The following is a 16,895-nucleotide window of genomic DNA, read 5'->3' on the forward strand; positions in this document are numbered from 1 at the left end:
AATGCTAAAAAACGAACATAGAGGAAAGGCAATGACAATTCACGATCCACGCTTCAGCGATGTGATTATCATTGGCGGTGGCGCGACGGGTGCCGGCATCGCACGCGACTGCGCCCTGCGGGGATTGAGCGTCACGCTTCTGGAACGCCACGATATCGCCACCGGCGCGACGGGACGTAATCACGGTCTGTTGCACAGCGGCGCCCGCTATGCGGTCACTGACGCTGAGTCAGCACGCGAGTGTATCGCTGAAAACCAGATCCTCAGGCGCATCGCCCGCCACTGCGTTGAACCGACCAACGGTCTTTTTATCACCCTTCCAGAAGATGACCTCGGCTTTCAGCAAACCTTTATCACCGCCTGCACGGCGGCAGGCATTCAGGCCGAGGCGATCGATCCTGCGCAGGCGCGCCGTCTTGAACCCTCGGTAAACCCGGCGTTACTGGGCGCGGTAAAAGTACCGGACGGAACCGTTGATCCTTTCCGCCTGACCGCCGCCAATATGCTCGACGCGCGGGAACATGGCGCCCGGATCCTGACCGGGCATCACGTCACCGGGCTTATTCGTGAAGGTAATACCGTGCGCGGGGTGCGCGTGTTTGATGCGCAGTACAACGAACACCGCGAGCTGTATGCCGCCGTCGTGGTCAACGCGGCGGGGATCTGGGGCCAGCGCATCGCGGAATACGCGGACCTGTCGGTGCGCATGTTCCCGGCGAAAGGCTCGCTGCTGATCCTCGACCACCGCATCAATAACCATGTCATCAACCGCTGCCGTAAACCGTCTGACGCCGATATCCTCGTGCCGGGGGACACCATTTCGTTAATCGGCACGACCTCAATGCATGTGGACTACAGCGAAATTGATTACAACCGCGTCACCGCTGAAGAGGTGGATATCCTGCTGCGCGAAGGGGAAAAGCTGGCCCCGGTGATGGCGCAGACGCGTATTCTGCGTGCCTACGCGGGCGTGCGTCCCCTCGTCGCCAGCGATAACGATCCGAGCGGGCGTAACGTCAGCCGCGGCATCGTGCTGCTCGATCACGCCGAACGCGACGGCATGGACGGGTTTATCACCATTACCGGCGGCAAGCTGATGACCTACCGGCTGATGGCCCAGTGGGCCACCGATGCCGTCTGCCGTAAGCTCGGCAACACCGCACCGTGCGTGACGGCGGAACAGGCTCTGCCCGGCTCGCAGCAATCGACAGAAAAAACGCTGCACAAAATCATTTCACTCCCTGCCCCGCTTCGCGGTTCGGCGATTTACCGTCACGGCGACCGCACCCCAACCTGGCTCGGTGAAGGGCGACTCAGCCGCAGCCTGGTGTGCGAATGCGAAGCCGTGACCGCAGGCGAGGTGCAGTATGCCGTGGAAAACCTGACGGTGAACAACCTGCTCGATTTACGCCGCCGCACGCGCGTCGGGATGGGCACCTGTCAGGGGGAGCTGTGCGCCTGCCGTGCCGCCGGGCTGCTGCAACGTTTTCACGCCACCACGTCAACCCAGTCGCTTGCCCAGCTCAGCGATTTTTTAAACGAGCGCTGGAAAGGCATTCAGCCCGTCGCCTGGGGCGATGCCCTGCGCGAAAGCGAGTTTACCCGCTGGGTCTATCAGGGGCTTTGCGGTCTGGAGAAGGAGCACAACCATGAAATTTGATACCGTGATTGTGGGTGGGGGGCTGGCGGGCCTGCTGTGCGGCCTCAAACTGACGCAGCGGGGTCTGCGCTGCGCCATTGTCACTCGCGGTCAGAGTGCCCTGCACTTCTCTTCCGGCTCGCTGGATTTACTGGGCGCGCTATCGTTCGCCGATCTGCCGCCTGAACATCCCTACCGCCTGACGGGCGCAGAGAATATGGCCCGCTTTGCCTGCGAAACCGAACACCTGCTCACCACCTGCGGCGCACGCATGCAGGGTGACGCCGAGCAAAATCATCAGCGCGTCACGCCGCTCGGCACCCTGCGCGCCGCCTGGCTTAGCCCGGAAGAGGTGCCTGTCGCCCCCATCGCTGCCGAGCGCGTGCGGGTGGTGGGGATCAGCGGCTTCCTCGATTTCCAGCCACATCTGGCCGCCGCGTCTCTCAGACAGCAGGGTGTTCAGGTGGATACGGCGGAGATTGATCTCCCCGAACTCGACGTGCTGCGCGAAAACCCCAGCGAGTTTCGTGCGGTGAACATTGCCCGCCTGCTGGATAATGAAAGTTATTGGCCGCAGCTGTACGCGGCGCTTCAACCGCTCGGCGAGACCTGCGACGCCCTGTTTATGCCCGCCTGTTTTGGCTTAACGGACAACCGGCTCTGGCGCTGGCTCTCGGCGCGCCTGCCCTGTACGCTCGGTTTACTGCCGACGCTCCCCCCTTCCGTGCCCGGCATTCGTCTGCACACCCAGCTTCAGCGTCAGTTTGTTGCCCAGGGTGGCGTCTGGATGGCAGGCGACGAGGTGAAAAAAATCACCCTGGCTGAGGGCGCGGTAAGCGAAATCTGGACCCGCAACCACGGCGACATCCCGCTTCGCGCACGCTTTACGGTGCTGGCAAGTGGCAGTTTCTTCAGTAACGGTCTGCTGAGCAGCCGGGATGGCGTGCGTGAGGCGATCCTCGGTCTGGACGTCCGGCAAAGCGCTTCCCGCGCGGACTGGTATCAAAGCGATTTCTTCACCCCGCAGCCCTGGCAGCAGTTCGGCGTGATCGTCGACAGCCAACTGCGCCCGCGGCTGGGCGGGGAACCGGTTGAAAATCTTTACGCCATCGGCTCGGTTCTGGGCGGGTACGATCCCGTGGCGCAGGGCTGCGGTGGCGGCGTCTGCGCCGTCACTGCGCTGCATGTCGCGGAGCAGATTATCCAGCGCAGGGAGGGAGCACAATGAACGACACCCAATTTGAAAGCTGTATCAAATGCACGGTCTGCACCACGGTTTGCCCGGTCAGCGGCGTCGATCCGCGCTATCCCGGCCCGAAACAGGCCGGTCCCGACGGGGAGCGTCTGCGCCTGAAGGATGGCGCGCTCTACGACGAGGCGCTGAAATACTGCATCAACTGCAAACGCTGCGAAGTTGCCTGCCCGTCGGACGTGAAAATAGGCGATATCATCCAGCGCGCCCGCGCCCGCTACAGTACGCAAAAACCGACGCTGCGTGACGCGATACTGAGCCACACCGATCTGATGGGTAGCCTCTCGACGCCTTTCGCGCCGGTCGTCAATGCCGCCACCGCCCTGAAGCCGGTGCGCAGGCTGCTGGATGCGACGCTCAAAATCGACCATCACCGCAGTCTGCCGAAATATTCTCACGGCACCTTCCGCCGCTGGTTTAAATCCGTGGCGGCAGAACAGGCGCAGTTCTCTGAGCAGGTCGCCTTCTTCCACGGCTGCTACGTGAACTACAACCATCCGCAGCTGGGAAAAGACCTGCTGAAAGTGCTGAACGCCATGGGAACGGGCGTTCAGCTGCTGAGCAAAGAAAAGTGCTGCGGCGTTCCGCTGATTGCCAACGGTTTCATCGACAAAGCGCGCAAGCAGGCGAGCAGCAACGTCACCTTTTTACGCGAGGCGATCGTCGACAAAGGCATACCGGTACTGGCGACGTCGTCAACCTGTACCTTCACGCTGCGCGATGAATATCCGCATCTGCTGGATGTAGATAACACCGGCCTGCGCGAGCACATTGAGCTGGCGACCCGTTTTCTCTGGCGCAAACTGGACAGCGGGCAGACGTTACCGCTGGGCAAATTGCCGCTGAAGGTGGTGTATCACACGCCATGTCATATGGAGAAGATGGGCTGGTCGATCTATACGCTTGAACTGCTGCGGCTGATCCCGGGGCTGGAGCTGACGGTGCTGGACTCACGCTGCTGCGGCATCGCTGGCACCTACGGCTTCAAGCGTGAAAACTACCCAACGTCACAGGCCATTGGCGCGCCGCTGTTCCGCCAGATTGAAGAGAGCGGCGCAGATATCGTGGTGACGGACTGCGAAACCTGTAAGTGGCAGATCGAGATGTCCACCAGCAAACGCTGTGAACATCCCATTACCTTGCTGGCAAAAGCGCTGGCGTAACCGTTGCCGGGGACTCTGCCCCGGCACACTCTCACTCTACGAACAGCGATTCCACGACGTTGATCCAGCCGTGCTCGCTGGCGACCTCTTTCCCGTTCAGCCAGCGGCGCAGCATGTTCAGCGCCATCATCGCGCACACCTCCTGACGCACGGCCAGGCTGTGGCGGGTAATGCTCATCCTGACCCGCAGGGCGTGCGTCCCTTCCGGCGTTGCCAGGGCGAAGTTGAGGTGCTCCTCATCCAGCCCGCCCACAAACAGCGCCAGCCCGGCGAAATGCTTCACTCTGCGCTCGGACGCCCAGCGCGCGGTCTGCGCCAGCGTCTCCTGCTGGAACGGCACCACTTCACTGGCCAGCAGCGGCGCACCCGCCCGGGTAAGCTGAAGCGCCAGAAGCCCACCGGTAAACTGCTCGCTTAACGTCACGCTCAGCTGGTGGGACTGCAAATGCCCTGCGATCTGCGCCGGCAGCCCTTCCGTTCCTTCGAAAATCAGGCTTTCCCCGGCGACGCGCTGCACTTCCGGCCACAGCGCCAGCATGGCGGCTTTCTCTGACGCCGGTCCGGTCAGCTTCAGTTCAATAATCGGCATGGAGGAGCGATAGCCCATCGACACGCCAGGAGGCAGTTGCAGGTGATCGAGGCTCTGGGCCAGATCGCTTTCCGAGCGACCAAAGGTGGTCAGACGCAGGCACAGCGGCGGTTCAGGCAGCGTAAAGCGCGCGCGCAGGCGCGGCAGGATCTGCTGCTCGACCATCACTTTAAATTCCGACGGGACGCCCGGGGTGAAGAACATCAGGCAGCGGTTCAGCTGAACGGCAAACCCGCAGGCGGTGCCGACCGGGTTATCAATCAGTTCCGCGCTGGCGGGAATTTCAGCCTGCTTGCGGTTGCTGGGGGCCATCACGCGGCCACGCCCGGAGAAAAAGCGCTCCATCTGTGCCAGCCACGCCTCGTGCAGAACCAGGCCTTCGCCTTTGGCCGTGGCGGCGGCCAGCGCGCTGAGATCGTCGCTGGTGGGTCCCAGCCCGCCGTTCACAATCAGCACGTCGCAGCGTTCGCTGCGCTCGCGCAGAACGTTGACCAGCGACTCAAGATTGTCACCTACGGTGTTGCGGCGCGTTAACGGTAATCCTTGCTCAAAGAAGAGATCGGCGAGCCAGGCGGCATTGGTATCAATGATTTGCCCATGCAGCACTTCGTCGCCAGTGGATAACATTTCCACGTTTATCATTGTGTTCTCCCATTTCAATGGTCAAAACACTATAGCGCAATCGAAGACCGGGGGAAGAGAGAAACTGGCGCGACTGAACGCCGCGCCGAGAGGATTAGAAACCGGCGCTAACGCCAACGTATGGGCCGTCTGCCAGGGCGTTGTCGCGGTTGCCGTCTTTACCGGCCAGGTTCAGATAGCGATAACCCGCTTCGATGGTGATCGGACGCATGATGGTCCAGCGCGCGCCGGCATTAGCTTCCTGATAGCTGTCGATACCGCTGGAGAGGGAATCCGGGGAGTAGTAGTACTCACCGAACAGGCCAAAGCTGTCGCCAATTTTCCACTGCAAGCCGCCGCCCACTGCCGCCGCGTAGCCTTCGTCGCCGTCGTTCGGGTTGGTGTAAATGCCTTTACCGCCGACGGTCGCCAGGAAGGGACCCAACGGCACGTTGAAGCCGAGGCCCAGGCTTGCCGCATCCCCATCGTCGTCGTTGTGCGTCCAGCCGCCGGTCATTGCCAGGCCTGCGCTATCCGTGCCAAGACCAAAGCCCAGATGGGTATAATCTTGTCCCGCCGAGCCGTTGAAGGAAATTGCGTTTGCCGCTGCTGAAACAAACATCAGGCCGCTTAAGCCCATTAATGCCACTTTTTTCATTGTCGTGATCCCGCACAATTTATTCAGAGATGTCCAAAAACCGCGAGATTTTAACCTGACTGCCTGTGTGATCAATGGACTCCGCGTGCGGCGGGCAATTAGTTTGTAACGATTTGATAATATCGGCATTTATACCAGCATCAGAAAGCGCATTTTCACGCTCAGCCCACCCAGATTTTCACTGGGCATCAGCTGAAGATGGCTGCGGTGCAGGCGGGCAATATCGTTAGCCAGCGCCAGGCCAATGCCGGACCCGGCGGCATCGCCCACGTTATCCAGCCGATGAAACGGCAGCATGGCCTGGGAGATCTGGTCTTCAGCAATGCCCGGTCCGCTGTCCTCCACGCTCAGCTCAACGGCATCGTTAGCCGTGCGCAAGTACACCGTCACGACGCCCTGCTCCGGTGTGTATTTGATCGCGTTCTCCAGCAGGTTGGCGCAAAGTTCGCCCAGCAACACGTCATCCCCCTCAATCATTACCGGCTGCTGTACGCCGTCATAACCGAGATCGATACCCTTGCTGCGCGCCTGCGCCAGCCGGGAAAAGCAGCAGTTTTGCACCACCTGTACCAGATCGACAGGCGCAAACTGTCGCTCCCCCTGCTCTTTTCGCTTCACCGCCGAAAGCTGCAACAGCCTTTCCGTCAGCACGATGGTGTTATCCAGCATGACGTTCATCGCCCGTAAGCTCTCCTGCCACAGCGCCGGATCGTTACGCGTCAGGGCAACCGATACCTGGGTTTTCAGCACCGCCAGCGGCGTTTTGAGCTGGTGTGAGGCGTCAGCGTTAAAGCGCGCCTGCCGCGAAAGCACGCCACGTAACCTGTCGATATAGCGGTTAAATGCCACAATCAGCAGCCGCGTTTCCGACCAGGGCAGCAGCTCCGGCAGCGGAGCCAGCAGCCCGGGCTCACGGCGCACCATCAGGGACGAGAGCTGCCGCATCGGGCGCAGCACACGACGCAGCAGCCACGCGGTCAGGACCAGCGTCAGCAGCACCAGCAGCCCCTGCGACACGAGCGAGGAAAACAGCAGCTGAGTGGCCAGATAGCGCCGCGACTGCAACGTTTCGGCGACGTAGATCTCCGCCATCCCGAACACACTGTCCTCGTTAACCGGCTGGAGCAGCTTCGCCACGCGGATCGCCTGTCCGCGATACTCGGTATGATAAAACCACGCCAGCGCCGGATAGTGTGTAGTGCGCGACGTGGAGGGAGGCATATTCGGCAGATCGTCGTAGCCGGAGATCGTCCGCCCGTCAGGGTCCACGACCTTGTAATAGAGGCGATCGTTCATGTTCAGCTCGAAGCTGTCGAGCACGACCCAGGGCACGTTCACCTGGAGTTTACCGTTGTGCACCACCAGCCGCTCTGACACCGTGCGCGCCGAGGATAACAGCGTGCGGTCATAGGCCTGCGTCGCCGCCTGTAACGCGCTAACGTAGCTGTTAAAGGCTGACAGCCCCCATAACAGCAGCAGCGGCAAACCCAGAAAAAGCAAAAGTTGCAGGTAAAGCGACTGCGGCTTAACCCACCTCATCGCCGCACTCCAGCACGTAGCCCAGCCCCCGGAGGGTAATGATCCGCACCCCGCTGCCGGTCAGCTTCTTACGCAGGCGGTGAATATAGAGATCGATGCTCTCGGGGCTGACGTCGTCGTTCAGGCTGAATACCTGGTCGAAAAGCTGTTGCCGGGAGACGGGACGGGTCCGGCGGTGCATCAGCACCTTCAGCAAAGAGAGTTCGCGCGGCGTGAGGGAAAGGGGTTCATCGCGCAGCAGAAAAAAGCCTTCATCATCGTACTCCAGCTCTCCCAGCCGCTGGCGCTCCTGGGTTCGTCCTTCGCTGCGGCGCAGCAGCGCGCGCAGGCGGGCATCAAGCTCCTCCAGCTCGAACGGTTTCGGCAGGTAGTCATCCGCCCCGGCATTCAGCCCCTTCACCCTGTCTGCCACGTTGCTGCGGGCGGTAAGAAACAGCACCGGCAGCGTCTGCCCGCGCTTTCTCAGGCGATGCACCACCTCCAGCCCGTCGAAGCCGGGCATGCCGATATCAAGGATCGCGACGGCATAGTTTTCTCCCTGCAAAAGATGATCGGCCGCCCGTCCATCGTTGACGCAATCCACGGCAAATCCGTTTTGTACCAGCGCTTTTTCCAGCCAGTGAGCCAGCTCACGATTATCTTCCGCCAGTAAGAGACGCATATCACATCCTGTAAAGTTGGTGTCGCAGTGAAAGGGAAATGAAAGGTTATTGTTTTAACAATCACGCAACGTAACCGCTACAAGGTGGTTCACATAATCAGAAAAAATACACCCGTACCCGTACTCCCGGTTCTCCGGCGTGAGGATAAACGATGAAAAAACAATTACTTTCTACCCTTGCTGCAAGCGTATTGCTGTTGAGTGCCTCTGTCGTCCAGGCGCAGGACGCGCCATCCCGTACCGAATGTATCGCCCCGGCCAAACCCGGCGGCGGCTTCGACCTGACCTGTAAGCTGATTCAGGTTAGCCTGCTGGAGACGAAGGCCATTGAAAAACCGATGCGCGTCACCTACATGCCCGGCGGCGTGGGCGCGGTAGCCTATAACGCCATCGTCGCGCAGCGCCCTGCCGAAGCGGGCACCGTGGTGGCCTTCTCCGGCGGTTCGCTGCTGAACCTGTCGCAGGGGAAATTTGGTCGTTATGACGTGAATGACGTGCGCTGGCTCGCCACCGTAGGCACCGATTACGGCATGATCGCCGTGCGCGCGGACTCTCCGTGGAAATCCCTGAAAGATCTGCTGACCGCCATGGAAAAAGATCCGAACAGCGTGGTCATTGGCGCGGGCGCCTCTATCGGCAGCCAGGACTGGATGAAAGCCGCGCTGCTGGCGCAGCAGGCCAAAGTGGATCCGCACAAGATGCGTTACGTGGCCTTTGAAGGCGGCGGCGAGCCGGTGACGGCGCTGATGGGCAATCACGTCCAGGCGGTATCGGGCGATCTCAGCGAAATGGTGCCCTACCTGAGCGGGGATAAGATCCGCGTGCTGGCGGTCTTCTCGGAAAACCGTCTGCCGGGCCAGCTGGCAGACGTCCCAACCGCCAAAGAGCAGGGTTATAACCTGGTCTGGCCGATCATCCGCGGCTTCTTCGTCGGGCCAGAAGTGACCGACGCCGAGTACCAGTGGTGGGTGGATACCTTCGCAAAACTTCAGCAAACCGAGGAGTTCAAAAAACAGCGCGATCTGCGCGGGCTGTTTGAGTTCAACCTGAACGGCAAGCAGCTGGACGAGTATGTCAAAAAACAGGTGAATGACTACCGCGAACAGGCGAAAGCCTTTGGTCTGGCGAAATAACCGGAGGCGCTATGAGCGATCGCATTTTTGCCGGGATATGGCTGCTGCTCTGCATTGGCGGCATGTTCGTCGCCTGGCAGATCCACAGCGAATACAGCTATGAACCCGTGGGGCCACGCCCCTTCCCCGTCGGCATAGTCGGCCTGATGCTGCTCTGCTCGGTGGCGCTGCTGCTGCGCCATCCGGATACCGTGGAGTGGCCGCCACGCCGTACGCTGCAACGTCTGCTGGTAATGGTAATTGTCCTGCTGATGTATGCGTGGGGCTTTGAGTGGCTCGGCTTCCCGATTGCCACCGCCCTGCTGACGATGGTGATTGGCATACTGTTTAACGCCTCGCTGCCTGCGGCGGGGATCTCCGGGGTCGTACTGGGCATTTTACTCTGGTACGCCTTCGACCGCCTGCTGGACGTGACCCTGCCGCTCGGCGCATGGTTTAACTAACGGAGCACGCTATGGATACCTGGATCTATCTCTCTCAGGGGTTCGCGGTAGCGATGACCCCGGAAAACCTGGTGATCGCCCTGATCGGCTGTTTCGTCGGGACCATCGTCGGCCTGCTGCCGGGCCTTGGCCCTATCAACGGCGTGGCGATTTTACTGCCGCTGGCCTTTGCGCTGCACCTGCCTGCGGAATCGGCGCTGATCCTGCTGGCGACGGTCTATATCGGCTGCGAATACGGGGGGCGTATTTCCTCGATTCTGCTTAACGTGCCCGGCGATGCCGCCGCCATTATGACCGCGCTGGATGGCTACCCGATGGCGCAGCAGGGGCGCGGCGGCGTGGCGCTCTCTATTTCTGCCGTCAGCTCGTTCTTTGGCTCCATGATCGCCATTGGCGGCATCATCCTCTTCGCCCCGGCGCTGGCCCAGTGGTCGCTGGCGTTTGGTCCGGCCGAGTATTTTGCCCTGATGGTGTTCGCCATCGCCTGTCTCGGCAGCATGATGGCGCAGAATCCGCTGAAGTCGTTTTTGTCTGCGTTGATTGGCCTCAGTCTGGCCACCGTCGGCGTGGATGCCAACACCGGGGTTTATCGTTTTACCTTCGACAGCGTTCATCTCTCCGACGGCGTGCAGTTTATCGTCGTGGTGATTGGTCTGTTCTCTGTCTCAGAAATCTTACTGATGCTGGAGCATACCAGCAGCGGGCAGACGCTGGTGCGTAAAACCGGACGTATGCTCTTTAATGCCAAAGAGGGGGCGCAGTGTATTGGCGCCACCCTGCGTTCGTCGGTGATCGGTTTCTTCGTCGGCATTCTGCCCGGCGCGGGGGCTACTATCGCCAGCGCTATCACCTACATGACCGAGAAAAAGCTGAGCGGTAACAGCGACAGCTTCGGCAAAGGCGATATCCGCGGCGTGGCGGCGCCGGAGGCGGCGAATAACGCCTCGGCCTGCGGCTCGTTTATCCCGATGCTGACCCTCGGCGTGCCGGGCTCCGGCACCACGGCGGTAATGATGGGCGCGCTGACGCTCTATAACATCACCCCGGGTCCGGCGATGTTTACCGAACAGCCCGATATCGTCTGGGGTTTGATTGCCGCCTTGCTGATCGCCAACGTGATGTTACTGGTAATGAACATCCCGCTGATCGGCCTGTTCACCCGCATGCTGACCATTCCCCTGTGGTTCCTGGTCCCGGCCATCGCCGCCGTCTCTGCGGTTGGGGTGTACGCGGTGCACAGCACCACCTTCGACCTGGTGTTGATGGTGCTGCTCGGCGTGCTGGGCTACATTCTGCGCAAGATGCACTTCCCGATGTCGCCGCTGATTTTAGGGTTTGTGCTGGGGGAAATGCTGGAGCAGAACCTGCGCCGCGCCCTCTCCATCAGCAATGGCAACATGGGGATCCTGTGGGAGAGCAGCGTGACGAAGATCCTGCTGGCAATGGCGATTATGGTGATTGTCGTGCCGCCGGTGCTGCGCTGGGTCCGCCGACGCCAGCACAAACCGCAGCCGGATATCGGTTGATTAGCCCCTCAACAGGGCATTGACCCACTGCTTTAACGCCTGGCGGGAGATTTTAATCCCGCCATTTTTCAGTTCTGACGGCAGCGCCAGCCAGTGTACCGGCTGCTCAAAGCGCGCCAGCCTCCCCTGAACCCACTCCCGCAGCAGCGTGATATCCGTGCCCGGCTCGCATTCCACTACCGCCACCGGACGTTGCCCATACTCGGCATCATCCAGCGGAACGACAAACGCCTGGCTTACCTGCGGATGCGTGGCGATAACGCGCTCCAGCGCTTCGGGCTGGATCCCTTCTCCGCCGCTGAAAAAGAGATTGTCCATTCGGCCCAGAATGGTCAGGCGTCCGTCATGCCACTCGCCGCGATCGCGGGTGGCGAACCAGCCCTGCTCATTGACCAGCGGCAATAATGCGCCGTCTCGCCAGTAGCCCGCCGCCATGCTTTCCGCCCGGATCCAGACTTCACCGTTCACCACCTGAACGTCTCTGCCCGGCAGCGCGCTGCCCACGTCCGGCGCGCCGTCGGCCTCTTTGGCGCAGACGGTGGAGGCGAACTCGGTCAGACCGTAACCGCAGAACGTACGGATCCCCTGCTCGCGCGCCTGTTCGGTCAGCGCAACGGGGATTTCCGCCCCGCCGAGCAGCACGGCTTTCAGCGCGACGGGATGGTGTGAATTAAGCAGCCGCCACAGCTGCGTTGGCACCAGCGAGGCGTGGGTACAGCCCTGTAGCGCCTGCTCCAGCGGCTGTTTTTCACGCACGGTGAGACGACCTCCGCCCTGCAACCAGCGCCACAAAATCCCCTGACCGGAGACGTGAAACAGCGGCAGAGAGAGCAGCCAGTCGTCGCTACCGCCGTAAGGCATCAGCGCCAGCACGCCCTTTGCGCTGGCAAGGTGGGCGGCACAGGTGTGCACCGCCGCTTTCGGCAAGCCGGTGGAGCCAGAGGTGAGCGTCATTGAGGCCAGCCGTTCTGCCCGCCACGTGACGCCGCCCTGCCCCTCGCCCTCTCTTAATACCAGACCGGGCAGACCGTCATACTCACCGTTAAGCACCAGCGCAAAGCGCAGGGTCATCTGCGGCAGGAGGACGTCCAGCAGCGGACGGGGAAGCTGAGGGTTCACCGGCAAAATGCGGGCGCCGCACTGAAGCAGCGCCAGCCAGGCCAGCAGGGTCTGCGGGTGGTTGTGGGCGAGCAGCATGACGCCATCACCGTCCGTAACGCCCTGAGACTGAAAACCGGCTGCGAGACGATCGATACGCTCGCCCAGCTGAGACCAGCTGAGCGTTACATCGTCTAAACGCAGCGCGGGTTTATTGGCACGCCGGGTGCGCCAGTGCCGCCACGGCCAGTCGGTAAAACTCATCGCAATGGCTCCAGCGCCCCGACGTCGAGGCACTGCAAGGTGCTGCCAGGCCACTGACGAATCAACTGGGCCTGCATCAGGTTTAGCGTATCGAGACCAGGAACGGTGTCCGGCGTTAACCATGCAGCGATGCGCGCCAGCTGCGTCAGGCCGAGGCTGGATTCGATGGATGAACTGATCACCGCCGTCAGCCCTGCGGCATGGGCCGCCGCAACCTGCTCGCGCACCTTGTCGAGGCTGCCGGTCAGAGTTGGCTTAATCACCACGGCCCTGACGCCCGGCTCGGCGGCAAACGCGAAATCGGCTTCGCGCAGGCTCTCATCCCAGGCGATGGCAATGCCGGTTTCCCGGGCAAAGGCGCGCGAATCGTCGCGCGTTTTGCACGGCTCTTCGAGAAACGCGATGCGGCTGCGGTACGCCGGGTTGACGTACTTCGCAAACTGTTGCGCCCTGAGCGGCGTCCAGGCGCGGTTGGCGTCCAGGCGCAGGTGCAGATCGGGAATGGCCTCCAGTAACAGGTTAACCACCATTCCGTCGCGCACTGCTTCGTACAGGCCAACCTTTATTTTCGCCACCTTCTCGCCAGGCATCGCGGAAAGGAGCGCGAAAAGTTCATCCGGATCGCCGGTACAGAGCGGCGCGGCGCGATAGTTCGCCGCATCCGGTAAACTGCCGTCCAGCTCTGCCAGCGCACAGCTGATGCCGAACGCGGCGGAAGGAACGTCCGGCAGCGCCGGATCTGCTCCCTCACGCCATTCGTACGTCCAGGCCATCAGCGCAGCCTGCGCCTCGTCCAGCGTTTCCAGGCTAAAACCCGGAAGCGGGGCGATTTCGCCCCACCCTTCCCGCTCGCCCTGCTGGAGATGCACGCAAAAGCCGTCACGGGTTTTTAACCGCCGTTCACGCAGCACCACGCCCGCGTCCATCGGTATCTGCCAGCGGTAAACCTGCGCGCAACGCATTACGGGTTCCGTTTGTATTTGCTGAAGTCCGGCTGGCGTTTTTCGTTGAACGCGTTGCGCCCTTCCTGACCCTCTTCGGTCATATAGAACAGCATGGTGGCGTTACCTGCCAGCTCCTGAAGGCCCGCCTGACCGTCACAGTCGGCGTTGAGGGCCGCTTTCAGGCAGCGCAGCGCCATTGGGCTGTTTTGCAGCATTTCGCGACACCAGCGCACGGTCTCTTTTTCCAGATCGGCGATCGGCACCACGGTGTTAACCAGCCCCATATCCAGCGCTTCCTGGGCGTTGTACTGACGGCACAGGAACCAGATTTCGCGGGCTTTTTTCTGACCGACAATGCGCGCCATATAGGACGCGCCCCAGCCGCCGTCGAAAGAGCCGACTTTCGGGCCAGTCTGACCGAAAATGGCATTTTCCGCCGCGATCGTCAGGTCACACATCATGTGCAGCACGTGACCGCCGCCGATGGAATACCCTGCCACCATCGCGACCACCGGTTTTGGACAGGTGCGGATCTGGCGCTGGAAATCCAGCACGTTCAGGTGGTGCGTGCCCGCATCATCCTGGTATCCGCCGTAGTCACCGCGGACTTTCTGATCGCCGCCGGAGCAGAAGGCTTTCTCCCCTTCCCCGGTGAGGATGATGACGCCGATAGTGTCATCGTAGCGGGCATCCGCCAGCGCCTGGATCATCTCTTTTACGGTCAGTGGACGAAACGCGTTGCGCACCTGTGGACGGTTGATAGTGATTTTGGCGATACCATCGGCGGATTTGTGGTAACGAATGTCGGTGTAGCCTTCGGAGCAGTCCTGCCATTCAACCGGCGCGTAAAGCATGTGTTCATCAGGATAGATCATAGCGTGTCCTTTGTTCGATAACGCAGTATCTGAGCCAGACTCGCGGCAACCGCTTCCGGGTTGTCCCGGTGGGCGTTGTGTCCGGCGTGAGGGATAGCATGACGCGTGGCGTTAAGTTCAGCGGCGATAGCTGCAAACTTCCCGTCACGTTCGCCATAGAGATAGTCAAAAGAAAAATTACGCGCGATGAGCGCGGGACGTAAATCAGGCTGAACGGCAAGCGAGGTGCCCTCCAGCATCTCTGCCAGCCTCGGGCCGTTGTTCCGGCTGCGCAGCGCGATCAGCGCCCTGCGCTGATCATCCGTAAGTGAGGCAAAGACCGGCTGTTGATACCAGTCGGCAAAGACGGCCTCCAGCGGCTCACTGCGAAAGCGTGATGCCCAGCGGCGGTCAGAGATCAGCCGGGCCTGGCGCGCATCGGCGTCTTGCAGGCCCGGGTGTCCACCTTCCACAATCACCCCGTCTAACCCCGCAGGATGCTGGCAGGCATGGAACATCGCAATGCGGCCGCCGAGGGAGTACCCCACGAGCCAGTATCTTAGTATGTTGTAACTAATAAGGGTATGCGAGAGCAATTCACTTACCTCTGCAAACCCCGTCACGCCCGTATCCGCTGAACCACCGTGCCCGGGCAGGTCAATGTAGAGCCGGGGGTAGTCATGCAGCGACGCCCCGACAGCCTGCCACTCGCGACAGTCGCCGGAAAAACCGTGCAGGAAAACCAGCCAGGGGTAGCCTGGTTTTCCTGGCTGGGAGACGCCTGCGAGGATCACAGGTGACTCACCTGCGCAAGCAGATGTTGCAGCTTCTGCGCGCCGTCAGCATCGTTTACCACCAGCTCAATCAGCGTCGCGCCAGGCTGCCGCCAGGCGGTGTTCAGCGCCGTCTCCAGCGCGTCCCAGTTTTCCGGGCGATGGTACTTGAGGCTGAACATGGCGGCGGCGTGTTCGAACTGCACGTTTTGCGGCATCAGATAGAAGCGCTCACGCTCGCTTTGCGGCGTCGGCAGCAACGAGAAAATCTGCCCGCCGTTATTGTTCACAACAATCAGCACGAACGGGGCCGACGCCTGACGCAGGAGCGCCAGCGCGTTGAGATCGTAGAGGGCTGAGAGATCCCCCACAATCGCCAGCGTGGATTTCGCGCTGGCCCGCTGTACGCCAGCGGCTGTGGAGATCAGGCCGTCAATGCCGCTCGCGCCCCGGTTGCTGTACACCGGATAACCCGCCGGCAGCTGCGAAAAGGCGTCAATCAGGCGCACCACCAGGCTGTTACCGACAAAAAGTTGTCCCTGCTCGGGAAGATATTTGCGGATACGGTGCGCAAGCCCGGCTTCACTGAACGCCTCGCACTGCGCTTTGGTGAGTTCCCACGCCTGACGTGACAGCGCCGGGATCTCCACCGCCCAGGGTTTGCGTTTTTCCGCCGGATGCAATTCCAGCCAGCTGTCAATGTTGCTCACCAGGCGGCGGCCGCGATGGTGCGCCGGGTCAAGGCGTCCTTCGAGCGGATCCACCAGCCAGTACTCTTCTGGGGTACAGGTGGCCTGCCACTGGAGCAGACGCTTCCCCGTCAGGCTCGATCCCAGCTGGACGACAATCTGCGCCTGCGCCAGCTCGGTAACCGCTTTCGCGTTACCCAGCCAGAGGTCGGCGCAGGGCAGCGGCTGGCCCGTCTGGGAAAGCACGTCACCAATCAGGGGCCAGCCAAGCGTTTGTGCCCACTCCGCCGCCAGCTTGCCTTCCGCCGCACTCATCCGCCCGGCAATCACCACGCCGCGCTTCTGGCGCCAGAAGAACCAGTCGCGCTGTTTTGCGCTTTCCATATGCGTCTGCTCGCGCAGCCAGGGTTTTTCGCTCTCCCACCAGTCTCCCAGCTGCTGTTGCCAGACGAGGCCAGTATCGTTCATTTCACCGTACAGCGGCTCGGCAAACGGGCAGTTAATGTGCAGCCCGCCGCTGCGCAGTGCGTTCATGGCGTGGTCGAGGGTTGAGACCAGCCAGCTGGCGGGAATATCCTGGGTGGGGCGCGGCAACGAGACCGTCTGTGAAGGATGCGAGGCAAAAATGCCAGGCTGACGAATCGCCTGATTAGCACCGCAGTCAATAAGTTCCGGGGGACGGTCGGCAGTGAGTAAAATCAGCTTTTCGCCGGTTAATCCCGCTTCTATCAGCGCCGGATAGAGGTTCGCCACCGCCGTGCCGGAGGTGACTATCACCGCCACGGGCGCTTTGCTGACTTTCGCCAGCCCGAGCGCCAGATGGCCCAGACCCCGCTCATCAAAATGGGTGTGGTGAATAAAAGCCCGGTTTTCCGCGGCAGCAAGGGTGAGCGGCGTGGAGCGAGAGCCCGGGGCAATACACACATGCCTGACACCATGACGGGTCAGGGCTTCAAGGATCACCGCCGCCCAGCGTCGGTTAAAAGAACTTACTGACATGAGATTGTCCAGTATCAAGAATGCGACACAGTATAAATAATAGAAAAAGT

The 16,895-nt window shown here is 61.2% G+C and carries 15 protein-coding genes; 6 read left to right on the top strand and 9 right to left on the bottom strand.

Annotated features, from left to right (window positions below):
* Positions 1-31: 31 nt before the first annotated feature.
* From glpA to glpC, 3 genes are read left to right on the top strand one after another with little or no spacing between them, the layout of a single operon-like run.
* Positions 32-1,660, top strand: coding sequence for an anaerobic glycerol-3-phosphate dehydrogenase subunit A (gene glpA / locus O1721_RS19300; RefSeq protein WP_032648935.1), 1,629 nt, complete (start codon positions 32-34; stop codon positions 1,658-1,660).
* A complete protein-coding gene (glpB, locus tag O1721_RS19305) occupies positions 1,650-2,867 on the top strand; it encodes a glycerol-3-phosphate dehydrogenase subunit GlpB (RefSeq protein ID WP_032648937.1) in 1,218 nt (405 codons plus the stop codon). Before glpA ends, glpB begins: the two co-directional genes overlap by 11 nt.
* Positions 2,864-4,054 (top strand): anaerobic glycerol-3-phosphate dehydrogenase subunit GlpC, encoded by a 1,191-nt coding sequence (gene glpC / locus O1721_RS19310; protein ID WP_023304139.1) that lies wholly within the window; start codon positions 2,864-2,866, stop codon positions 4,052-4,054. Before glpB ends, glpC begins: the two co-directional genes overlap by 4 nt.
* A gap of 31 nt (positions 4,055-4,085) precedes the next feature.
* Here glpC and O1721_RS19315 read toward each other — a convergent pair whose 3' ends face one another.
* The 4 genes from O1721_RS19315 to tctD all read right to left on the bottom strand — a co-directional run bounded on the left by O1721_RS19315 (position 4,086) and on the right by tctD (position 8,122).
* Positions 4,086-5,285: a nicotinamide mononucleotide deamidase-related protein YfaY gene (locus tag O1721_RS19315; RefSeq protein WP_032648939.1), complete on the bottom strand. Its 1,200-nt coding sequence runs from the start codon at positions 5,283-5,285 to the stop codon at positions 4,086-4,088.
* 94 nt (positions 5,286-5,379) lie between these two features.
* A complete protein-coding gene (locus tag O1721_RS19320; protein WP_003859436.1) occupies positions 5,380-5,922 on the bottom strand; it encodes a YfaZ family outer membrane protein in 543 nt (180 codons plus the stop codon).
* 129 nt (positions 5,923-6,051) lie between these two features.
* A complete protein-coding gene (locus O1721_RS19325) occupies positions 6,052-7,461 on the bottom strand; it encodes a sensor histidine kinase (protein ID WP_032648940.1) in 1,410 nt (469 codons plus the stop codon).
* Positions 7,448-8,122 carry a transcriptional regulator TctD gene (tctD, locus tag O1721_RS19330; RefSeq protein WP_006811361.1) on the bottom strand — a complete coding sequence of 225 codons (675 nt, stop codon included), beginning with the start codon at positions 8,120-8,122 and terminating at the stop codon, positions 7,448-7,450. The genes O1721_RS19325 and tctD overlap by 14 nt, the downstream gene beginning before the upstream one ends.
* Positions 8,123-8,274: 152 nt before the next feature.
* Here tctD and O1721_RS19335 point away from each other — a divergent pair, with 152 nt between their 5' ends.
* From O1721_RS19335 to O1721_RS19345, 3 genes are read left to right on the top strand one after another with little or no spacing between them, the layout of a single operon-like run.
* The gene (locus O1721_RS19335; protein WP_032648943.1) at positions 8,275-9,255 is read left to right on the top strand and encodes a Bug family tripartite tricarboxylate transporter substrate binding protein; all 981 of its coding nucleotides are present in this window, start codon (positions 8,275-8,277) and stop codon (positions 9,253-9,255) included.
* Positions 9,256-9,266: 11 nt separating this feature from the next.
* Entirely contained in the window at positions 9,267-9,698 is a 432-nt protein-coding gene (locus O1721_RS19340; protein WP_003859443.1) for a tripartite tricarboxylate transporter TctB family protein, read from the top strand.
* Between the two features lie 11 nt (positions 9,699-9,709).
* Positions 9,710-11,224 (top strand): tripartite tricarboxylate transporter permease, encoded by a 1,515-nt coding sequence (locus O1721_RS19345; protein WP_006811365.1) that lies wholly within the window; start codon positions 9,710-9,712, stop codon positions 11,222-11,224.
* On the opposite strand, the gene menE is transcribed toward O1721_RS19345, so the two are convergent.
* Genes menE through menD form a run of 5 tightly spaced genes read right to left on the bottom strand, consistent with a single transcriptional unit; the run spans position 11,225 to position 16,845 of the window.
* Positions 11,225-12,586, bottom strand: a complete 1,362-nt coding sequence (gene menE, locus O1721_RS19350) for an o-succinylbenzoate--CoA ligase (protein ID WP_032648946.1) — start codon at positions 12,584-12,586, stop codon at positions 11,225-11,227.
* Positions 12,583-13,548, bottom strand: coding sequence for an o-succinylbenzoate synthase (menC, locus tag O1721_RS19355; protein WP_023295081.1), 966 nt, complete (start codon positions 13,546-13,548; stop codon positions 12,583-12,585). Before menC ends, menE begins: the two co-directional genes overlap by 4 nt.
* Positions 13,548-14,405: a 1,4-dihydroxy-2-naphthoyl-CoA synthase gene (gene menB, locus O1721_RS19360; protein ID WP_003859452.1), complete on the bottom strand. Its 858-nt coding sequence runs from the start codon at positions 14,403-14,405 to the stop codon at positions 13,548-13,550. Before menB ends, menC begins: the two co-directional genes overlap by 1 nt.
* A complete protein-coding gene (gene menH / locus O1721_RS19365; RefSeq protein WP_032648949.1) occupies positions 14,402-15,178 on the bottom strand; it encodes a 2-succinyl-6-hydroxy-2,4-cyclohexadiene-1-carboxylate synthase in 777 nt (258 codons plus the stop codon). The genes menB and menH overlap by 4 nt, the downstream gene beginning before the upstream one ends.
* Entirely contained in the window at positions 15,175-16,845 is a 1,671-nt protein-coding gene (gene menD, locus O1721_RS19370; protein ID WP_032648951.1) for a 2-succinyl-5-enolpyruvyl-6-hydroxy-3-cyclohexene-1-carboxylic-acid synthase, read from the bottom strand. The genes menH and menD overlap by 4 nt, the downstream gene beginning before the upstream one ends.
* Between the last annotated feature and the right edge of the window lie 50 nt (positions 16,846-16,895).

The sequence above is a fragment of the Enterobacter cloacae complex sp. HYC033_NIDB genome (genome assembly GCF_056673335.1).